The organism is Staphylococcus sp. HMSC067F07 (assembly GCF_001837405.1).
GTDB classification, from domain to species: domain Bacteria; phylum Bacillota; class Bacilli; order Staphylococcales; family Staphylococcaceae; genus Staphylococcus; species Staphylococcus capitis.
Genome location: NZ_KV832212.1, coordinates 93,643 through 111,798 on the forward strand (window position 1 = coordinate 93,643; position 18,156 = coordinate 111,798).

Annotated in this window: 20 protein-coding genes; 7 read left to right on the top strand and 13 right to left on the bottom strand. The window is 32.7% G+C overall.

The window, feature by feature from the left end; translation table 11 throughout:
• Positions 1-17: 17 nt before the first annotated feature.
• From HMPREF2706_RS01260 to HMPREF2706_RS01275, 4 genes are all read right to left on the bottom strand, one after another.
• Positions 18-1,757: a pyruvate oxidase gene (locus tag HMPREF2706_RS01260; RefSeq protein ID WP_070862141.1), complete on the bottom strand. Its 1,740-nt coding sequence runs from the start codon at positions 1,755-1,757 to the stop codon at positions 18-20.
• 46 nt (positions 1,758-1,803) lie between these two features.
• A complete protein-coding gene (locus HMPREF2706_RS01265) occupies positions 1,804-2,493 on the bottom strand; it encodes an LrgB family protein (RefSeq protein WP_070862142.1) in 690 nt (229 codons plus the stop codon).
• Positions 2,490-2,882 (bottom strand): CidA/LrgA family protein, encoded by a 393-nt coding sequence (locus HMPREF2706_RS01270; protein WP_016898577.1) that lies wholly within the window; start codon positions 2,880-2,882, stop codon positions 2,490-2,492. The genes HMPREF2706_RS01265 and HMPREF2706_RS01270 overlap by 4 nt, the downstream gene beginning before the upstream one ends.
• Before the next feature lie 309 nt (positions 2,883-3,191).
• A complete protein-coding gene (locus HMPREF2706_RS01275) occupies positions 3,192-4,079 on the bottom strand; it encodes a cidABC operon transcriptional activator CidR (protein ID WP_070862143.1) in 888 nt (295 codons plus the stop codon).
• Positions 4,080-4,257: 178 nt separating this feature from the next.
• Here HMPREF2706_RS01275 and HMPREF2706_RS01280 point away from each other — a divergent pair, with 178 nt between their 5' ends.
• Positions 4,258-4,476: a sterile alpha motif-like domain-containing protein gene (locus HMPREF2706_RS01280; protein WP_002432484.1), complete on the top strand. Its 219-nt coding sequence runs from the start codon at positions 4,258-4,260 to the stop codon at positions 4,474-4,476.
• Between the two features lie 252 nt (positions 4,477-4,728).
• Positions 4,729-5,163, top strand: a complete 435-nt coding sequence (locus HMPREF2706_RS01285) for a CHAP domain-containing protein (protein WP_002432351.1) — start codon at positions 4,729-4,731, stop codon at positions 5,161-5,163.
• Between the two features lie 81 nt (positions 5,164-5,244).
• Here HMPREF2706_RS01285 and HMPREF2706_RS01290 read toward each other — a convergent pair whose 3' ends face one another.
• On the bottom strand, positions 5,245-6,525 hold the full coding sequence (locus tag HMPREF2706_RS01290; protein ID WP_256276637.1) for a hydroxymethylglutaryl-CoA reductase, degradative: 1,281 nt from the start codon (positions 6,523-6,525) through the stop codon (positions 5,245-5,247).
• A gap of 240 nt (positions 6,526-6,765) precedes the next feature.
• Between HMPREF2706_RS01290 and HMPREF2706_RS01295 the strand changes: the two genes are divergently transcribed.
• On the top strand, positions 6,766-7,932 hold the full coding sequence (locus HMPREF2706_RS01295; RefSeq protein ID WP_030058758.1) for a hydroxymethylglutaryl-CoA synthase: 1,167 nt from the start codon (positions 6,766-6,768) through the stop codon (positions 7,930-7,932).
• 54 nt (positions 7,933-7,986) lie between these two features.
• Here HMPREF2706_RS01295 and HMPREF2706_RS01300 read toward each other — a convergent pair whose 3' ends face one another.
• Positions 7,987-8,505, bottom strand: coding sequence for a methylated-DNA--[protein]-cysteine S-methyltransferase (locus HMPREF2706_RS01300; protein ID WP_030058756.1), 519 nt, complete (start codon positions 8,503-8,505; stop codon positions 7,987-7,989).
• 95 nt (positions 8,506-8,600) lie between these two features.
• Between HMPREF2706_RS01300 and HMPREF2706_RS01305 the strand changes: the two genes are divergently transcribed.
• Complete coding sequence (locus HMPREF2706_RS01305; RefSeq protein WP_030058754.1) at positions 8,601-8,918, top strand: YrhK family protein; 318 nt, start codon at positions 8,601-8,603, stop codon at positions 8,916-8,918.
• 139 nt (positions 8,919-9,057) lie between these two features.
• Here HMPREF2706_RS01305 and HMPREF2706_RS01310 read toward each other — a convergent pair whose 3' ends face one another.
• The 4 genes from HMPREF2706_RS01310 to HMPREF2706_RS01320 all read right to left on the bottom strand — a co-directional run bounded on the left by HMPREF2706_RS01310 (position 9,058) and on the right by HMPREF2706_RS01320 (position 12,120).
• Positions 9,058-9,522 carry a hypothetical protein gene (locus HMPREF2706_RS01310; protein ID WP_002469886.1) on the bottom strand — a complete coding sequence of 155 codons (465 nt, stop codon included), beginning with the start codon at positions 9,520-9,522 and terminating at the stop codon, positions 9,058-9,060.
• Between the two features lie 196 nt (positions 9,523-9,718).
• Entirely contained in the window at positions 9,719-9,880 is a 162-nt protein-coding gene (locus HMPREF2706_RS11810; RefSeq protein ID WP_023351110.1) for a FeoB-associated Cys-rich membrane protein, read from the bottom strand.
• A gap of 12 nt (positions 9,881-9,892) precedes the next feature.
• The gene (feoB, locus tag HMPREF2706_RS01315) at positions 9,893-11,887 is read right to left on the bottom strand and encodes a ferrous iron transport protein B (RefSeq protein WP_049427857.1); all 1,995 of its coding nucleotides are present in this window, start codon (positions 11,885-11,887) and stop codon (positions 9,893-9,895) included.
• Between the two features lie 5 nt (positions 11,888-11,892).
• The gene (locus HMPREF2706_RS01320; protein WP_002432860.1) at positions 11,893-12,120 is read right to left on the bottom strand and encodes a FeoA family protein; all 228 of its coding nucleotides are present in this window, start codon (positions 12,118-12,120) and stop codon (positions 11,893-11,895) included.
• A gap of 204 nt (positions 12,121-12,324) precedes the next feature.
• On the opposite strand from HMPREF2706_RS01320, the gene HMPREF2706_RS01325 reads away from it, so the two are divergent.
• On the top strand, positions 12,325-12,876 hold the full coding sequence (locus HMPREF2706_RS01325) for a TetR/AcrR family transcriptional regulator (protein WP_030058749.1): 552 nt from the start codon (positions 12,325-12,327) through the stop codon (positions 12,874-12,876).
• A gap of 97 nt (positions 12,877-12,973) precedes the next feature.
• Here HMPREF2706_RS01325 and pruA read toward each other — a convergent pair whose 3' ends face one another.
• A complete protein-coding gene (gene pruA, locus HMPREF2706_RS01330) occupies positions 12,974-14,518 on the bottom strand; it encodes an L-glutamate gamma-semialdehyde dehydrogenase (RefSeq protein WP_030058747.1) in 1,545 nt (514 codons plus the stop codon).
• 318 nt (positions 14,519-14,836) lie between these two features.
• On the opposite strand from pruA, the gene HMPREF2706_RS01335 reads away from it, so the two are divergent.
• Positions 14,837-15,904 carry an acyltransferase family protein gene (locus tag HMPREF2706_RS01335; protein ID WP_070862144.1) on the top strand — a complete coding sequence of 356 codons (1,068 nt, stop codon included), beginning with the start codon at positions 14,837-14,839 and terminating at the stop codon, positions 15,902-15,904.
• A gap of 159 nt (positions 15,905-16,063) precedes the next feature.
• Here HMPREF2706_RS01335 and HMPREF2706_RS01340 read toward each other — a convergent pair whose 3' ends face one another.
• Both HMPREF2706_RS01340 and HMPREF2706_RS01345 read right to left on the bottom strand, forming a co-directional pair.
• Entirely contained in the window at positions 16,064-16,624 is a 561-nt protein-coding gene (locus HMPREF2706_RS01340) for a sugar O-acetyltransferase (protein WP_030058745.1), read from the bottom strand.
• An 82-nt stretch (positions 16,625-16,706) separates the two neighbouring features.
• Positions 16,707-17,576: an SDR family oxidoreductase gene (locus tag HMPREF2706_RS01345; protein ID WP_002432492.1), complete on the bottom strand. Its 870-nt coding sequence runs from the start codon at positions 17,574-17,576 to the stop codon at positions 16,707-16,709.
• A 196-nt stretch (positions 17,577-17,772) separates the two neighbouring features.
• Between HMPREF2706_RS01345 and HMPREF2706_RS01350 the strand changes: the two genes are divergently transcribed.
• Positions 17,773-17,979: a hypothetical protein gene (locus HMPREF2706_RS01350; protein WP_002432535.1), complete on the top strand. Its 207-nt coding sequence runs from the start codon at positions 17,773-17,775 to the stop codon at positions 17,977-17,979.
• Positions 17,980-18,156 lie beyond the last annotated feature (177 nt).

Below are 18,156 nucleotides of genomic sequence, written 5' to 3' on the forward strand. Positions count from 1 at the left end.
GTTCTGTAAATCATCTATTATAAGAAACGTTTAGCTGCTACAGAGATTGGTGGGATTTGATCAAAGTCTAAGTTTTTATCTTCAGTGATTGATCTGTAAGCCCATCTACTATAACCTAATGCTTCTTCGTTAACGATTTTACCTGGTAATGGTGCAGCGTTTGGATCAACGTGTACGTCTACGATAGTTGGAACGTCTTGAGCCATAGCTTCTTCAACGATATCGTCTAAACGACTAGCATCTCTAACAACATAACCTTTACCACCAGCAGCTTCAGCGAATTTAGCGTGATCCATATCAGAGAAATCAATCGCATATTCTAATTCACCAGCAGCTTGTTGTTCATATTTAATGAATGATAATTGTTTATTGTTTAATACGAATACAGTCATTGGTAAATCATATTGAACTGCAGTTGCGAAGTCTTGCATTACCATTTGGAATGCACCGTCACCAGCGATAGCAACAGCTTGACGGTTAGGGTAAGCAATTTTAGCTGCCATAGCACCTGGAAGACCGCAACCCATAGTACCTAACCAACTTGAGATGATGAATTTGTTATTAACTGATAAGTTTAGGTAACGAGTTGACCAAACTGTAGCAGTACCAACGTCTGCTGAGATAATAGCATCATCTTTTAAGTTAGCATTGATTGCTTTCATTAAGCGTTCTGGACGTAATGGTGATTTATTATTATTTTTATCTTGTTCCATCCATTTATCCCAAACAGCTTTACGTTCTAATGTTTTATCTAAGAATTGACGTTTAGCAACGTGTATAATATTTTCAGTTAGTTGATGGAAAGCAACTTTACTATCGCCTAAAATACCAACATTGATGTTGAAACGATGACCTAAGTTAGCTTCGTTTGTATCAATTTGGATAGCTTTAATGTTTTTCTTAGGTAGATAGTCTACGTAAGGATAGTTTGTACCAGCCATGATTAATAAATCAGCATCTTGGATTGTTTGATAAGATGTTTTAGTACCAATTTTACCTAAGTTACCAATGCTGTATGGATGATCATCAGGTAAGATTGTTTTAGCTGGTAATGTGTGAATTACTGGGATTTTAGCAGCTTCGATAAATTCACGTAATTCTTCTTTAGCGTGTTGAGTACCCATACCAATAATCATTACTGGTTTTTTAGCTTTATCAATTAATTTAGCAGCTTTTTTAATGCTCTTGAATTTAGGAGATACTGGTTTAGGTTTAGTAGTATCTACTGCACGGTTTGTAGTATCTTTAATTTTTTGAGTTAATAAGTCGTTAGGACAAATAACTACCGCTACACCTTTTTTCTCATAAGCTGTACGGATTGCTTCATTAACGATTTCAAATACGTTGTCACCTTTTTGGATTTGGTGGTTGTATACAGCAACGTCTTCACATAATTTAGAAAGATTAGTTTCTTGGAATGCTTTAGTACCTAATAAAGTACTATTAGTTTGACCTGATAAAATTAATTGAGGAACGTTGTCCATTTTAGCATCATACATACCGTTTAATAAGTGAACTAAACCAGGTCCACCGATACTTAATGCAACACCAATTTTACCTGTCATTTTTGTGTAACTACCAGCAGCTAAACTTGCTACTTCTTCGTGACGAACGTGGTAGAATTTAAATTGATCTCTTAATGTACGTAAGCTATCTACTACTGCGTCAATTGAGTCACCTGGAATACCATATAAGTGGTCAATATCCCAAGCTTGTAATGCTTTAACTAATGCTTCATTTGCTTTAATTTTTGCCATTTTTACAAATAGCCTCCCTTTCTAGTATACGAGTACATCTTTCCCTTTAGTAAAACACTAAAATCAGTATTGGTATTAAGACTGAACTTATGACAGCCGTAAGAATCATACCAATAGAACTAAATGCTCCTGATTCTATATCTAATTCCAATGCTTTTGCAGTACCGAAGGCGTGTGAAGCATTTCCATAAGTTAATCCTTTAGCAATAGAGGATTTGAAACCTCCCATACGCAATAACATTGAACCTAAAATACTGCCGATTAAACCTGTAGTTATAATAAAGAGTACAGTCATTGTATCTGTGCCTCCCAATTCTTGGGAAATTTCAATACCAACTGCTGCAGTGATTGATCTTGGTAACAGGGTGACAATCGTGTCTTTAGAATAACCAAAGATTTTCAACGTTGTAAATACTAACACAAAATTAAGAAGTACACCAGTCAGTACGCTTGCAAAAATGATAGACAGATATTTCTTTATTTTGTGTCTGTTTTCATATAGTGGATAAGCAAGACAGACGACTGTTGCATTTAATACATGGTTAATCCATGTACCACCTTTCATATACCCTTTGTAACTCACTCCGAAAACTAATAGTATAATTATTATCCCAATTGATGCTATCAGCGCAGGGTTTAATAATGGATTTTTATATTTATCTTGGAGTCGCTTAGAACCATAGTACAAAATGACTGTTAATAATATCATGAGAACGGCTTGTAAATAATCATTCATGACTGATCTGTCCCTTTAGTTATTTTGTCTTTTCCTACCATTTTTTCAGCTATAAAGCCTGAAGATAAAGCAACTACACATGTACCTATAATAATTACGATAAAGAATAATACATAATTTAACGTAATATCAGAAGCTACATCCATAATACCTACCACTGATGGGATAAAGAAAAATACCATTGTCTTGAGTAAGAAATTAGCCCCTACATCAATCCAACTTTCTGGAATAATCTTAAACTGTAAAAGTAAGAAGAACAAAATTAAACCAACTATACTACCTGCTAGTGGGATGTGTAATAATTTCTGCACTTCTGTTCCTATATAGGTAATCAGTAATATCAGTGCAAGTTGAAGTACTAACTTAACCAAAAATTTAGCCCTATACATAGTCAACATCCCTTTCTATCAAATTGTGTCTAAATTGTTACTAACTTTTTTCAGTGTTATTTACTATTATAATACTGACTCTTCTATAGTAAAAATACATTTTAAGAATGTTTTCTATTCCTCTAATCTATGAAACCGTTTACATATCATCCTCAATTCTTAATCTCTGAATCGTCAACTGTTATTAGCATTGATTTGTAACGTAAAAATACAAATTTATCATGACTCAATAGCCAACTCATAAATAAAAGATATGAACTGGCTATTGTAGTCTTAATAATCAATTACAATTGAGGCGAACATATTACTCTACTTTTGTTCAGTCAATTTTTCTTTTAAGAACTCTATCCATTTATTTGTCGCATGACTTAAACGCTTATCTTTTTTCCACACTACGCCAAGTTCCCATTCTGTATTAGCATTTTCGAGTTGAATCATTTTCACATCATCATTTAATAACTCTGAGATAGTTGCAGGTAATATTGTAATTCCTAACTTATTGATGATGAGATTCTCGATAACGTTCCATTCTGAAATTTGAGAAGCCATATTAGGAACGAACCCAGCGTTTTTAGCATTTTCGATAATTTTATCATTCAAATAAAAATCTTCATTAAATAGTATAAAATTCTCTTCAGCGAGTTCCTCCATCTTAATTTTAGTTTTATAAGCTAATGGATGTTCCCTATGTAATACTACTCTTAAATCTTCTTTATTGAGTGAAATAGATTCAAATAAATGATGATCGACCGGTAAAGTCGTTACACCGATATCCACTTCATCATTTAAGATGAGGTTCTCTGTGGTTTTCCCTCCACTTTCGATAAGATTGTAAGTGATATTTGGATATAATTGATGAAAATCACCCAAAATCCCTATAAATTTACGCATACTCATAACTGCAGACATACTAATGTTAATATGCCCTGTTTCTAACCCATACAGACTATTAATTTCTGTAGGCAAGTTATCATATAAAGAAATAATTTCTTTACATTTATTGAAGAAAATTTTCCCAGCATCTGTAAGTACTAAATTTCTTTTACTTCTATCGAATAAGGGGACAGCCATTTCTGCTTCGATATCTTTAATTGCTTTACTTATTGTAGGCTGAGCGATGTATAAAGATTTAGATGCGTTTGTCATTCCACCTTGTTTTACGACTTCGACGAAATATTTCATGTGTTTAATGTCCACGCATATCCCCCTTTTTTATAAATAATATATTAATTATACAATATGATTGACCTTTTTAGCGATTAATAATTTTCCTAAAAGAATTGCATAGTCAAAATTCTTTATTAACAAGTATTTTTAAATAATTAAAATATGTTACAATGTCTGTGGCTCATATTACATTTTTTGAGGTGAGGAATTGAGCTTTTACGAATTTATGCAAAGTTTCCATGGTGATGACACACCGTTAGGTGAATTGGTTGATTGGATTAATCAAGATATCAATTTTCCTAAAGAAGTGAAGAGCCATAGTGAAATATTGACATATTTTCGAAATAATCCATGTCCTGAAAACATACCTGTGACAGTGATCAAACGCGCACTTGCTGTTTTCAACCAATTCACCCAAAATGTATAATGACCGTTAATACATTACGTTTAACATATTCTTTATACATGAATGCATGGAGTTAATCATCTCGCAAGACGTCCTACGGGGCGTCTTTTTCATTGTAAATTGCATACAATATTAACTTTATTACAAAAAGAAATACAATATTTCAAGAACATTACATTTGCTTGTACAATTCGTTTCTTATATTGTATTACGTATTTTTAAAGATTATTATATATACGGTTAAAAAATAAATACATTTTTTGGGGAGAAGCAATGAAACTTAAAAAATTATTATCACGTATTATTATCGCTACTGGAATCATGTTCACTGGAACTTTAACATATCAAACTATAGAACATACGCACGTATCACACGCTGCTTCATATAATTATTACAGCAAACATCAATGTACTTGGTGGGCCTATAAACGTCGAGTTCAATTAGGGAAGCCTGTTTCTAATAGATGGGGAAACGCTAGGAACTGGTACTACAACGCACGCCGTTCAGGTTACTCAACGGGACACAAACCAAAAAAATACGCTGTTATGCAATCTACTGCAGGTTATTATGGGCACGTGGCAATTGTAGAGAAAGTATACAATAGTGGAAGCATTAAAATCTCAGAGTATAATTATAATGTTCCTTTAGGTTACGGAACACGTATTATTAGTAAATCATCAGCACGTCATTATAATTATATTTATTAATATAAAATAAGCCATCAAACAAGTATGAAACCATATCAACATTTACTTATGGAATTCATTACCCGTTTGATGGCTTTTTAATTATGATTGACGTAATTCTTCTAAAATTTCTTTAGCTTTAGCTGTATTAGCGCGTGTTTCATGTTTCAATGCTTCCGCAACTTTAGCAATTTCTTCACCTTGTGCTCCAACAACAATTGCTAATGATTTATATTGTAAGCTCATATGTCCTTGCTGTATACCTTCTGATACAAGCGCACGACAAGCTGAAAAGTTTTGAGCTAAACCGACTGCAGCTACAACATGACCTAACTCTTGGGCTGACGCTACATTGAGTAAATCGAGCGAGGCTTTTGCAATAGGTAATACCTTCGTGCCACCACCCACAATCGCCAAGGTCATAGGTACTTCAATTGTACCGATTAATTTTCCACGTTCTTTATCATATTTCCATGCCGCAATTCCTCTATATTGACCATCACGACTAGCATATGCGTGTGCACTCGCTTCAGCACCTCTTGTATCGTTACCTGTAGCAAGAACTACTGCGTGAATACCATTCATTACACCTTTGTTGTGAGTAGCTGCACGATGAATATCAACTTGAGCTAATACTGAGGCACGTTCCATACGGTGTGCTACCTCTTCGCCACTTCTCTCACCTCTATTTAAATCGTTAACATCTATTTCGCCTTGCACTTTAACTACTGAAGCCGTCGCGTGATTAGATAAAATACTCATTAAAACATCTTTTTCAGGGAATTCGTTTTTAAGATGAGCAGTGATTGCTTCAAGAATTGTATTTAACATATTAGCGCCCATCGCATCTTTAGTATCAACATATACTTTCAATGATAGTAAATGTTGCTCAGGGAACGTATCTATTTCAATACGTTGGTAACCGCCCCCACGTTCTTTAATAGATGGATAAGCCTCATCAGCAATTTGATGTATTTGTGGTTCAAGTGCTTGGATATCTTTAGATAATTGTTCTGTATCTTCAATATCGTCAAACACAATTTGACCGATCATTAATCTTTGACTTGAGATTGTTTTAAAGCCACCACTTTGGTTAACAAGTTTCGCTCCATAACTTGCGGCAGCCACTACTGAAGGCTCTTCAACCATCATTGGCACCACATATTCTTTATCATCAACAATAATTTTAGGTAATAGTCCAACTGGTAGAGTGCCTTGACCAATTACATTCTCAATCAAACTATTTGCCACTTCTTCATTAATAAGAGGATGACTAAGTAATGAATCATAATTATCAGTATTGAGCCATCCATACTCGACTAATTGCTTTAATTTATCCTCTCGAGATAAATGTCTAAATCCTTTTTCTAAACTTTTCATGATTAAACTCCTTTTATATGTATCTTTCAAGTTATTTTAAACTTTTAAATATTTATTTTCCGGAAAATTAAATTTCCAATCATACCATATAGACGATTAATTTAATGATAACAATTCATCGTGTAAAACGCTTACATTTCTATTATACTTTGATGAAATATTCTGTTATATTTCATTGTATAACATTGTATTGGTTTGATATGATACTAATGCTACTTTAAAACTGAAAGGATGATTCGCCTTATGAACATAGGTATCGATAAAATAAACTTTTATGTACCAAAATATTATGTAGACATGGCAAAGCTTGCAGAAGCACGCCAAGTTGATCCAAATAAATTCTTAATAGGAATCGGACAAACTGAAATGGCAGTAAGTCCTGTCAACCAAGATATCGTATCGATGGGTGCTAATGCTGCTAAAGATATTATAACAGACGAAGATAAAAAGAATATTGGAATGGTAATTGTAGCAACTGAATCTGCTATTGATAATGCCAAAGCTGCAGCAGTTCAAATCCATAATTTATTAGGTATTCAACCCTTCGCACGTTGCTTTGAAATGAAAGAAGCATGTTATGCTGCAACTCCTGCAATCCAACTTGCTAAAGACTATCTTGCACAACGTCCCAACGAGAAAGTTCTAGTTATCGCAAGTGATACTGCACGTTATGGTATTAACTCAGGCGGAGAACCTACTCAAGGGGCTGGTGCTGTAGCAATGATGATTTCTCATGAGCCTAGCATATTAACATTAAACGATGATGCAGTTGCTTATACCGAAGATGTTTACGACTTCTGGCGTCCTACAGGTCACAAATACCCACTCGTTGCAGGTGCACTATCTAAAGACGCTTACATTAAATCATTCCAAGAAAGCTGGAATGAATATGCACGTCGTCAAGGTAAAACACTATCTGATTTCGAATCACTTTGCTTCCATGTACCTTTCACCAAAATGGGTAAAAAAGCTTTAGATTCTATCATTGATAATGCTGATGAAACTACACAAGAACGCTTAAAATCAGGATATGAAGATGCAGTATATTATAACCGTTATGTTGGTAACATCTATACTGGTTCATTATACTTAAGTTTAATATCATTACTTGAAACACGTGACCTCAAAGGTGGTCAAACAATTGGTTTATTTAGTTATGGCTCAGGTTCTGTTGGCGAATTCTTCAGTGCAACACTTGTAGACGGTTTCGAAAAACATCTAGACATTGAAGGACACAAAGCATTGTTAAACAATCGTACAGAAGTTTCTGTCGAAGAATACGAATCATTCTTTAAACGTTTTGATGATTTAGAATTCAATCACGACATTGAACAATCAGATAAAGACAATGATCTCTTCTACTTGAAAGACATTAATGACGATATTCGTGAATATCATATTGCAGAATAAATCATGGACAAATATCAAAGCTTGGAAGTCTTACCTAAGACTCCCAAGCTTTCTTTATGGCTTTGTACTATATTTCGGTCTATAAAGCTGAGACATATCAACATTTTCAATTTCTAGCAATTTAATTTTATTATCTATCGTGCCACCGTAACCTGTTAAACTTCCATCCTTACCTACCACACGATGACAAGGTATGATGATAGAAATCGGATTACGACCTACTGCCCCTCCTACAGCTTGAGCAGACATTTTTGGCTTACCTAACTTTTGACCAACACTTTTTGCAATGTTTCCATATGTTTCTAAGTCTCCATATGCTATTGTTATTAACTCATCCCAGACCTCACGCTGAAAGTCGCTTCCATGTGGTGCTAATGTAAAATCTATAACTGGATGATTACCTTCAAAATATTGTTCTAGCCACTGAGTCACTTTTTGAAATAGTGGTAAGTCCCCTTTTGTTTTAACATTTTCTATATGTTGGTTCGGATATAAAAGATGCGTAAGTGCAGAACCATCACTAATTAATTGCAGTTCACCTAGTGGGGATTGAAATTTCGTTTGATATTGCATTTCAATAACTCCTTTATCATATAATACGATTGCTAAGTTTAACTCTATTATTGAATGGGAATTTTTAACTCAATAAACATAGTGGAGGTAATAATATGATTCAGCATAAAAACGATGTGGATCTTCATTTTAATAAAAATAACTTAAGTCCTAAAAGTCAAAACCATGCCAATGAAATTACTATTTTTTACAAAGCACTGTATCAAATTAATGATATCGTGTTAGGTTTAATATTTCTGGTTGGAAGCTTTCTCTTCTTTAGCGATAAAACAATGATAGCCGGCACAGTCCTCTTTGTTATCGGTAGTCTTCAAATGACAGCACGACCAATTATCTCATTTATACATGATCTCAAATTATCTAATTATTATAGACGCCTATATAAAGATGAATTAAAAAATCAATCTGAATGAAGGTTGTGTGGTGATAGCATTCTTAAGTTTGTTTTAATATACTAGTGAATCGTAATAATTTTAATAAACATAAGTTGAATACTTTAAAAGCTGAGGCAATAAATAAATGCCTCAGCTTTTCACATATCATAAAAATTAATTATTCAAAATTATATAGTTCATAACCTTTATCTTTCGCATACTCTAAAGCGACAAGTTCTAAAATATTTATAAAGGCAGGTTCATCTTTAACTTTAATATATTGGAAAGTTAAACTATGTTCTTGAGCAGTGATACTTTTTAAATCAGATTGATCTAAGTTTTTACTTTGGGCAAACCCTTTTCTAAACTTTGTTGTACCACTATCTGAATGAGAGTTATATTGTCCTAATTTAGTGTATAAGTCTTTATTTATAGGTTTATAAGTCGTTGAGTACCCACCAGTTTGTCCTACGTAAACTGGTTTCTTTTGATCAAAAATAACATAAACCCCATACTTATCTTTGACTTTCTCACGATCTTCTTTTGTGAAAGCCAAAGCTTCTTTTTTATCATATTTAAATAACTTTTTTAATTTCTTCTTATTATCCTCTAGTAAGCTATCTAGTTTCTTGCTACCTTTCATTTATTAAATCCTCCGTATTAATAAAAATTTACATTCTAAAAAAATAGTTACATATAATATATCACTTTTTAAAAAGTTTAATCATTAGAAAAGTAAATTAATAATAACTCAATATTTACTTAATATAAAAACTTCCCTACTCTTATTTATTAAAATGAGTAGAGAAGTTCTTATTTGAAGAGGATTTTATTTAGTTCTAAGATGGCGAAGACTTTTTAGAAGAAGAGGTATTGCAATGACATTGCGATTTACAACTTCCACATTGACCTGCTTTAGATCGTTTAAAGAACTTAAATAATGTATACACTGTATAGCTTACAATAACTGCGATAATTAAAATGTTTAATAATACATACATAGAATCACTTCCTTACGTAAATAAATGGCTAACTTGATAAAACATTAATGTTAAAATGTACGCTGTTAATACTGGATAGATCACAGCAATAAGTGTCCATTTCCAAGAACATGTTTCTTTTCTAATAGTGGCAACCGTAGAGATACAAGGTACATATAATAGTATAAATATCATAAACGCATATGCTGAAATTGGAGTGAATTGGTGTTGAATCACATTGACTAAACCATTCTCATTGGAAGAATAAAGTATAGCCATTGAACTAATAATAACCTCTTTTGCTAAAAAGCCTGGTATCAATGTTGCTCCTGCCTGCCAAGTTCCAAAACCTAAAGGAGCAATGATAGGAGCAAAAACTTCTCCCAGTATATGCATAAAACTTTGGTTAATTTTCACATCAAATCCATTAGGGCCCATATAAGTTAAAGCCCAAATCACTACTGAACCACCGAAAATAAATGTACCTGCTTTTTTCACAAAACCTTTTGCCTTTTCCCATGTACTACGCCATAACGTTCTAATTGAAGGTACACGATATGTTGGTAATTCCACGATAAAAACCGAGTCTTCATTTTTCAAAATAAATTTATTCATAAAAGTACTCACTAAAAGAGCAATCAGAATGCCAATTAAATATAAACTAAGTACGATAAGTGATTGGTATTCTTTAAAGAATACACCTACGAACAAAGCATAGACGGGTAACCGTGCTGAACACGACATAAATGGCGCGATTAAAATAGTAATAAGTCTTTCTTTTTCATTTTCAATACTACGCGCAGCCATAATACTTGGAACATTACATCCAAAGCCAATAATCATAGGGATAAACGACTTTCCACTTAAACCAATGGATTCCATAGTCTTATCCATCAATACGGCAATCCTAGCCATATAACCTGAATCTTCGAGCAATGAAATAAAGAAGAATAAAACTACGATTTGAGGAATAAATACTAATACTGAACCTACTCCAGCAATAATACCATCAGTAATTAAGTCTTGAAGAAACGGTAATAGATGCAATTGTTGCATCAGTAGTTTTATCCAATCGGTTAATTGACCACCGATGAAATCGTCCATTTTATCAGATAAAGGCGTCCCCACCCATGTGAAAGTGGTTTGAAATATTAGCCATATAATACCTAAGAATATTGGAATTCCTAAATATTTATTCATAAGAATTTTATCTAATTTAGCTGTGAAAAATTGTTTTTCTTCTTCCGGATATTCAACAACATTTTTTAAGATATTATCTATAAATGCTTCTCTTATAACTTCTATACGTTCGCGTACGCACATATTAGAGTGTTTATCTAAGTTTGTTTTTATGGGCTCTAGAAGATTAATCAACTCAGCCCCTAATTCTTCGTTAATTTTGACATTATCAAGCAAATATTGAATTGCTATAAAACGTATTCGTTCATTTGGATACGACGTTTCTTTCTTGATAATTGAGCTAAGTCGTTCGATAGCTTCTTCAATCTCATTGCCATAATCAATTTTGAAGTGTTGTCTTTGATCAGATTTCAAGAATTGAAGTTCATGCAATAAAGTGTTTGTACCTTTAGCTTTTCTTGCTACTATAGGAAAAATAGGTACTTTTAACTTTCTCATTAGAGTGTCATAATTAATCTTTAAACCATGTTGAATAGCTACATCCATCATGTTTAAACCAATGATTATAGGAACATTGAGTTCTAGCAATTGAACAGTTAATTGCAGATTTCTTTTAATTTGACTAGTATCAATGATATTAATCATTCCAGTAAATGATGTTTCCATCAGAAATTCTGTAACAACTGTTTCATCTTTAGTGATTGGTGAAAGATCGTATACACCAGGTAAATCTATTAATTGTCCTAGATTTTCTTTTAATTTACCTACTTTTTTCTCGACCGTCACACCGCTCCAATTCCCAACGTACTCATAAGATCCTGTCAATGCATTGAATAGAGATGTTTTACCTACATTAGGGTTACCTAAAATGCAATAACTTTCATTCATATCATCTACTCCTCTAATGCAATTTGACGAGCATCTGATTGTCTAATACTAAGATATTGACCATTGATTTCAATTACACTTGGTCCATTAAATAAGCATTTACGCTTAATACTCACTAGACTGCCCTTCTTTAAACCAAGTGCTCCCAAACGATATAACATGCTTTTATTATTCAGATTGATACTTTTAACTTTATATTGTTTATTTTTCATCCCAGTCATTAAATTCAACATCATACTCACGCTTTCTAACCTTAATTAATAATCATTATCAATAAGAAAATCATATGCCTATTACCTATGATTTACAATATCTACAAAAAGATAAATGTGTCTATTTTTAGAAATGATTATCTATACATAAATCTAAGTTATTGCGTAATGGTTAATGCGACGATATAGTTTAACTATACAGTGTAGATGAGCGAGGTTATATTTATGAATGAACAAGACTTAAGAGTAGTGAAAACTAAAAAGGCGTTATCATCGAGTCTTTATCAATTGTTAGAGAAAAGAAGTTTCGAATCTCTTTCTGTTAATGAAATTTGCGAATCTGGAATGGTTCACCGGACGACTTTTTATAAACATTTCTATGACAAATATGATTTGTTAGTTTATCTATTCAAGTTACTCACTAAAGATTACTTTTCAACCGACTTAAAAGATCGGTTAAATAATCCTTTCCAAACAATTGAAGCTACATTTACAAATAAAGAAGAATTGGAAAAAATCGAAAAAGTACAAAAAGATGATGTATCATTCGGTAAAATATTTAAAGAAGTTTGTGTAGATATTATGAAGGCAGATATTAAAGAAAATATTCATCGTATCTCTGTTGATAAAACAATCCCAGAAGATTTAGTATTTTATATCTATGGTTCTACATTAGATGGATTTATGGAGTGGATTAAACAAGAAAACATTCAATGGCCCGCTTCAGAAATTGATAAAGTTTTCCATAAAGCAATCAACATTAGTATTTCTGAATAGATTTTTGTACTCTAAAATTAATTAGAAAAAGCCATCAATAGGAAGCATTTGAGTCAACACTCATTTTACCTTCCTATTAACGGCTTTATTTATTTTATCAGAACATTTCTGAAACAACTTTTTGTTCTAAGAAATTAAGTAAGTAGTCCGGACTACCTGTTTTAGCGTCTGTACCTGACATTTTGAAACCACCAAATGGATGATATCCAACTACGGCAGCAGTACAACCACGGTTGAGGTAAAGGTTACCTACATCATATTCATTTACTGCTTTAATCCAGTGTTCACGGTTATTTGTGATGACTGCACCTGTCAAACCATAATCAGTATCGTTTGCAACATCAATTGCTTCATCAAAGCTATTAACTTTAATAAATCCGACAACTGGTCCAAAAATTTCTTCTTGCATAATACGGTCAGCTGACTTAAGACCTGAGAAGATGGTTGGTTCGATGAAGTAACCTGTTGAGTCATCCGTGCCTCCACCTTGTTCTAATTTACCTTCCTCTTTACCAATTTCGATATAATTTTTAATTTTATCGAATTGTTTCTGATTAATTACTGGTCCCATAAATGTATTGTTTTCCGTGTTACCTAAATTTAAATCTTTAGTTAGTTTGACTGCTTTCTCTAAAATTTCATCATGCACGTCTTTATGGATAATTGCTCGTGAACATGCTGAGCATTTTTGTCCTGAGAATCCGAACGCAGACGTTACAATTGCCTCTGCTGCTAAATCCGTATCAACGTTTTCATCTACGACAATAGCATCTTTACCACCCATTTCAGCGATAACACGTTTCAAGAAGTTTTGTCCTTCTTGAACTACAGCACTACGTTCATAGATACGTGTACCTGTTGCACGAGAACCTGTAAATGTTACAAAGTGTGTATCTTTATGATCAACTAAATAATCTCCTATTTCTTTAGGATCACCAGGTACAAAGTTAACAACACCTTTAGGTAAACCAGCTTCCTCTAAAATTTCAATTAATTTATATGCTGTAAGTACAGTGTCTTCTGCAGGTTTTAATAGAACTGTATTACCAGCCACCACTGGAGCTAGTGTTGTACCCGCCATAATTGCAAATGGGAAGTTCCATGGCGGAATTGTAACGCCAGTACCTATGGGTTTATAGAAATATCTATTATGTTCACCTTCTCGATCTAACACAGGTTTACCTTCTGCTAAATCCATCATTGAACGTGCATAATATTCGATAAAATCGATACCTTCTGCAGCATCGCCTACTGCTTCATCCCATGGTTTTCCAGCTTCATATACCATAACAGCAGAAATTTCTTCTTTACGACGACGAATAATTGCTGCAACGCGTAACATCAATTCAGCACGATCTTTATGAGACCATTTCTTCCATGATTTATAAGCTTCGTTCGCTGCTTGAAACGCATTTTCTACATCGTCTTTTGTAGCTTTAGAAACTTTAGCAATTAATTGAGCTGTATCTGCAGGGTTTAGAGATTCAAACTTGTCACTCTTATCTATTTTTTCACCATTGATGAATAGCGGAATATTTTGACCAAGTTCCCCTTTTACCTTCTTTAATACTTCGTTGAAGCGGTCTACATTTTCTTGTACTGAAAAATCAATCCCAGGTTCATTTTTGAAAGGTACTACCATTATCATTAACCCCCTATGTATTATTAAGATTATTAAAACCACAAAACATTGACATACATTTCAAATGATAGTTCATATCATTTACCTTATTCTACTATGTTCACACCCGGTTTTGCAATCGCTTACATTTATATTATCTGAAAAGTCTTAAAAATAATTTGGAGTTAATGTGTCTTTTTATGATTAAATTTACAATTTTATGCATTTCAATTATTTTGTTTAGTAAAAAACTTGTTGAAAATAAGAAAATTATTGTATAGAATTAATGGTTGAGCCCTATATTCTAAAAAATAAATAAATTCAGAAAGGTATAAACATATGAAAACTTATACATCAGTAATTTTTTGGATGCGCGCCATCGCGTGTTTAAGTATAGTAATCATTCACTCTATTACTACCACTTTTTCAAAAATGCATTCCGTCCCTCATAGTACATCACTTCGTCTATTCCAATTATTATTAATGTTTAGTACGCCAATGTTCGTTTTTATATCAGAATTTTTACTAGCAAAAAATTATGGCTCAAAATTAAAAAAGGGCTTCTTCAAAAATAAATTGATTTATTTGTGCATACCCTACATTATTATTAATTTAAGTATTTCTTATTTTTTCTTTAGTCCAAATAATTTACATGAATGTTTATTCCATGTTAAAGAAACAATGTTTCATGGAGGGGCTGTTACATATTTTATAGTTATTATTTTTCAATTTTATATACTACATTGGCTATTTTCTAAATATCTAATTGGTTTGAATCCAATTGGGATGATTGTTATATCAATTTTTATCACCACAATGTATTGGGCTATGAGATCCTTTGTATCGCCTCCTGATAATCCTATAATAGCAGCTATTTGGGATCGAGAGGGATGGATGATTTTCATAGGTTGGTTAAGCTATTTTTTACTCAGTTTCTATATAGGCACTTACTATGAAGTATTTATGGAAAGAATAAAAAATTACTCTATTCATATAATTATTGGAGCATTTCTATCAATTCTTTTCATGTTTTCAAATTATTTACTTGGTATTAGCACATGGGTAGAATCTAAAAGAATAGATACACCTATTTATGTAACAATGATTATTTTATTATTTTTCCTCTTTTCTTCCTATATTAAGTATGTACCTAAGTTTATTGTATTTATAAGTAATTACTCCTATTGTATCTACTTAGTTCATTATTTTTTTGTGCATGATTTAGGATTATTAAGCCATAACCCAATTAAAAATGTAATATTCAATACTATAGTTACATTATCTCTAGCTATTACAGTTGGATACGTTTTTAATTTATTTAAATTTGGAAAATATATTGTAGGTGGTATAGGAAAAGTTAACTACACTGCCGTTTATAAAAGTTACAAAAATAATCTTATGGATTAAGATCAAGAATGAAGAGCTTTATCTCATTTTTAAAATTAAAAGACTAAGCTAAAATCATGAGAATGTACATTTAAAAATTAGAGTTTATAATAGAATAAGCAATATAGCCCATAAATGAAATCATAGTACATTTATGGGCTATTCGTTGTTTTTTTAATATTACTGCTCAATCTTTCTAATCACTTTACAAGGATTACCTACTGCTAAGCAATGAGGGGGTATATCTTTGGTTACTACACTTCCTGCACCAATAACGGTTCCTTCACCTATCGTCACCCCAGGCAACACAGACACATGTCCCCCAAACCAAGTGTTACTTCCTACTACAATGGGTTCTGCTAGTTCTAGCCCTTTATTACGTTCCTCAAAATTAAGTGGATGTGTAGCAGTGTAAAATCCACAGTTAGGACCTATAAATACATTATCTCCAAACGTGATGCCACCGCCGTCCATTAAATAACAATTGGTATTAATAAATACATTTTTTCCGAACTTAATATTCCATCCATAATCTGTATCAAACGGGATTGAAATCCCCACATTCTCAAGTTTATAGCCGAATAATTTCTCCATTATTGCGTTGCGTTTTTTAACATTACTAGGGCGTGTGTGGTTATATTCAAAGCATAACTCTTTTGCTTGTAACCTATCCTCTTTCAACTCATCATCAAAATTAGCATCGTACCACTGATGTGCTAACATTTTTTCCTTTTCAGTCATGACTATCCCTCAATTCAAATAACAATATACTAAATAAAGCTGAGATAATCATTCATATCTCAGCCTCTAAACATATTTATATTTATGTCGTAATATAATCTCCACCATTAACATGAATGACTTGTCCTGTAATATATGAACTATCTGCTTGAGTTGCTAAGAACACATATGAAGGAGCTAGCTCTGCTGGTTGGCCTCGGCGACCCATTGGCGTATCTCCACCTTGATTTTCAACCTTTTCCTCATCAAATGTAGATGGGATTAATGGAGTATATATAGGTCCTGGTGCTACAGCGTTAACTCGAATACTTTTTTCCATTAATGTTGTCGCAAGAGAGCGAGTAAATGACACTATCGCACCTTTTGTCGCAGAGTAATCAATAAGATGACCTGAACCTCTATAAGCCGTTACACTAGTAGTGTTAATAATTGCGTCACCTTTTGAAAGATGTGGAACAGCTGCTTGCGATAAGAACATCATTCCAAAAATGTTCGTCATAAACGTCTCTTTGACTTGATCAGGCGTAATATCCTCAAAATTATCTCGTGGGAATTGAACACCACCATTATTTACTAAAATATTTAAACTACCAAAATCTTTAACAACATCATCAATGAGTTTTTTAGATTGTTGCTCGTCTTTTAAATCATGTGCATATGCTTTTGCATCTACGCCTAATTCTTTTAAACGTTTAACAGTGTCTTCAGCATCTTGATGTTCATCATAATAACCTATAGCAACATTTGCTCCCTCTTTAGCATATAGTATTGCTACGGAACGACCAATACCAGAGTCGCCACCAGTAATTAAAGCAACTTTGCCTTTTAATTTACCTGCTGCTTTATATTCATCTAATTCAGCTACTGGCTTAGGATTCATGTCCGCTTCTATACCAGGCTGTCTATCTTGAGTGTAGCCTTTTATTTCTTTATGAAAATCTAATAAACTCACTAAAAATCAACCTCCTCTATACTTACAAAACACATTCCCATATCGCACAACAAGCAAACACTTACACTACCACATAGAGATTTTATTTATTAAGATAGTTCTAAAGTACGATAGTATCTCAATACTATAGGCTCATGACCCTTAGAAAAAAATCACATATACTATATATTAAGAAAGAAACAAAGGAGCCACCATTATGAAAACATTACTAAAAGGAGTTATCTCAGTACTTATCATCTTAGGAATAGTTAAAACTTTTCAAGACCACGATATCCTTAACGAAGCCAGCTATTATTATGAACAAGCTAAAAGTGGTGAGCTAGTTCAAGACATCTCAAATTTAGATTTCAATAATTTTAAAAATTTAGATCTAGAAAACTTGAACCCATCAGACTTTTTCTAAGAAATGAATTGATTATTTATAAATCGAAATTGAAATAACAATCTAATAAACATTTACTAACGATATAACAAATATTCAACTATTTTTTATCCCTCTATCATTCATGATTGTAAAACAATTTCTTAAATATAGATTATAGACGCGTACCTCATCGACATTTGATGATGTGCGCGTTTT

Coding starts and splice junctions, on each gene's coding strand:
- HMPREF2706_RS01270 (WP_016898577.1), bottom strand. CDS start 2,882: ATGTATAGGGCTAAATTTTTGGTTAAGTTAGTACTTCAACTTGCACTG.
- HMPREF2706_RS01325 (WP_030058749.1), top strand. CDS start 12,325: ATGAATGAACAAGACTTAAGAGTAGTGAAAACTAAAAAGGCGTTATCA.
- HMPREF2706_RS01320 (WP_002432860.1), bottom strand. CDS start 12,120: ATGTTGAATTTAATGACTGGGATGAAAAATAAACAATATAAAGTTAAA.
- HMPREF2706_RS01340 (WP_030058745.1), bottom strand. CDS start 16,624: ATGACTGAAAAGGAAAAAATGTTAGCACATCAGTGGTACGATGCTAAT.
- HMPREF2706_RS01310 (WP_002469886.1), bottom strand. CDS start 9,522: ATGAAAGGTAGCAAGAAACTAGATAGCTTACTAGAGGATAATAAGAAG.
- HMPREF2706_RS01300 (WP_030058756.1), bottom strand. CDS start 8,505: ATGCAATATCAAACGAAATTTCAATCCCCACTAGGTGAACTGCAATTA.
- HMPREF2706_RS01335 (WP_070862144.1), top strand. CDS start 14,837: ATGAAAACTTATACATCAGTAATTTTTTGGATGCGCGCCATCGCGTGT.
- HMPREF2706_RS01305 (WP_030058754.1), top strand. CDS start 8,601: ATGATTCAGCATAAAAACGATGTGGATCTTCATTTTAATAAAAATAAC.
- HMPREF2706_RS01265 (WP_070862142.1), bottom strand. CDS start 2,493: ATGAATGATTATTTACAAGCCGTTCTCATGATATTATTAACAGTCATT.
- HMPREF2706_RS01285 (WP_002432351.1), top strand. CDS start 4,729: ATGAAACTTAAAAAATTATTATCACGTATTATTATCGCTACTGGAATC.
- HMPREF2706_RS11810 (WP_023351110.1), bottom strand. CDS start 9,880: ATGTATGTATTATTAAACATTTTAATTATCGCAGTTATTGTAAGCTAT.
- HMPREF2706_RS01260 (WP_070862141.1), bottom strand. CDS start 1,757: ATGGCAAAAATTAAAGCAAATGAAGCATTAGTTAAAGCATTACAAGCT.
- pruA (WP_030058747.1), bottom strand. CDS start 14,518: ATGGTAGTACCTTTCAAAAATGAACCTGGGATTGATTTTTCAGTACAA.
- feoB (WP_049427857.1), bottom strand. CDS start 11,887: ATGAATGAAAGTTATTGCATTTTAGGTAACCCTAATGTAGGTAAAACA.
- HMPREF2706_RS01350 (WP_002432535.1), top strand. CDS start 17,773: ATGAAAACATTACTAAAAGGAGTTATCTCAGTACTTATCATCTTAGGA.
- HMPREF2706_RS01295 (WP_030058758.1), top strand. CDS start 6,766: ATGAACATAGGTATCGATAAAATAAACTTTTATGTACCAAAATATTAT.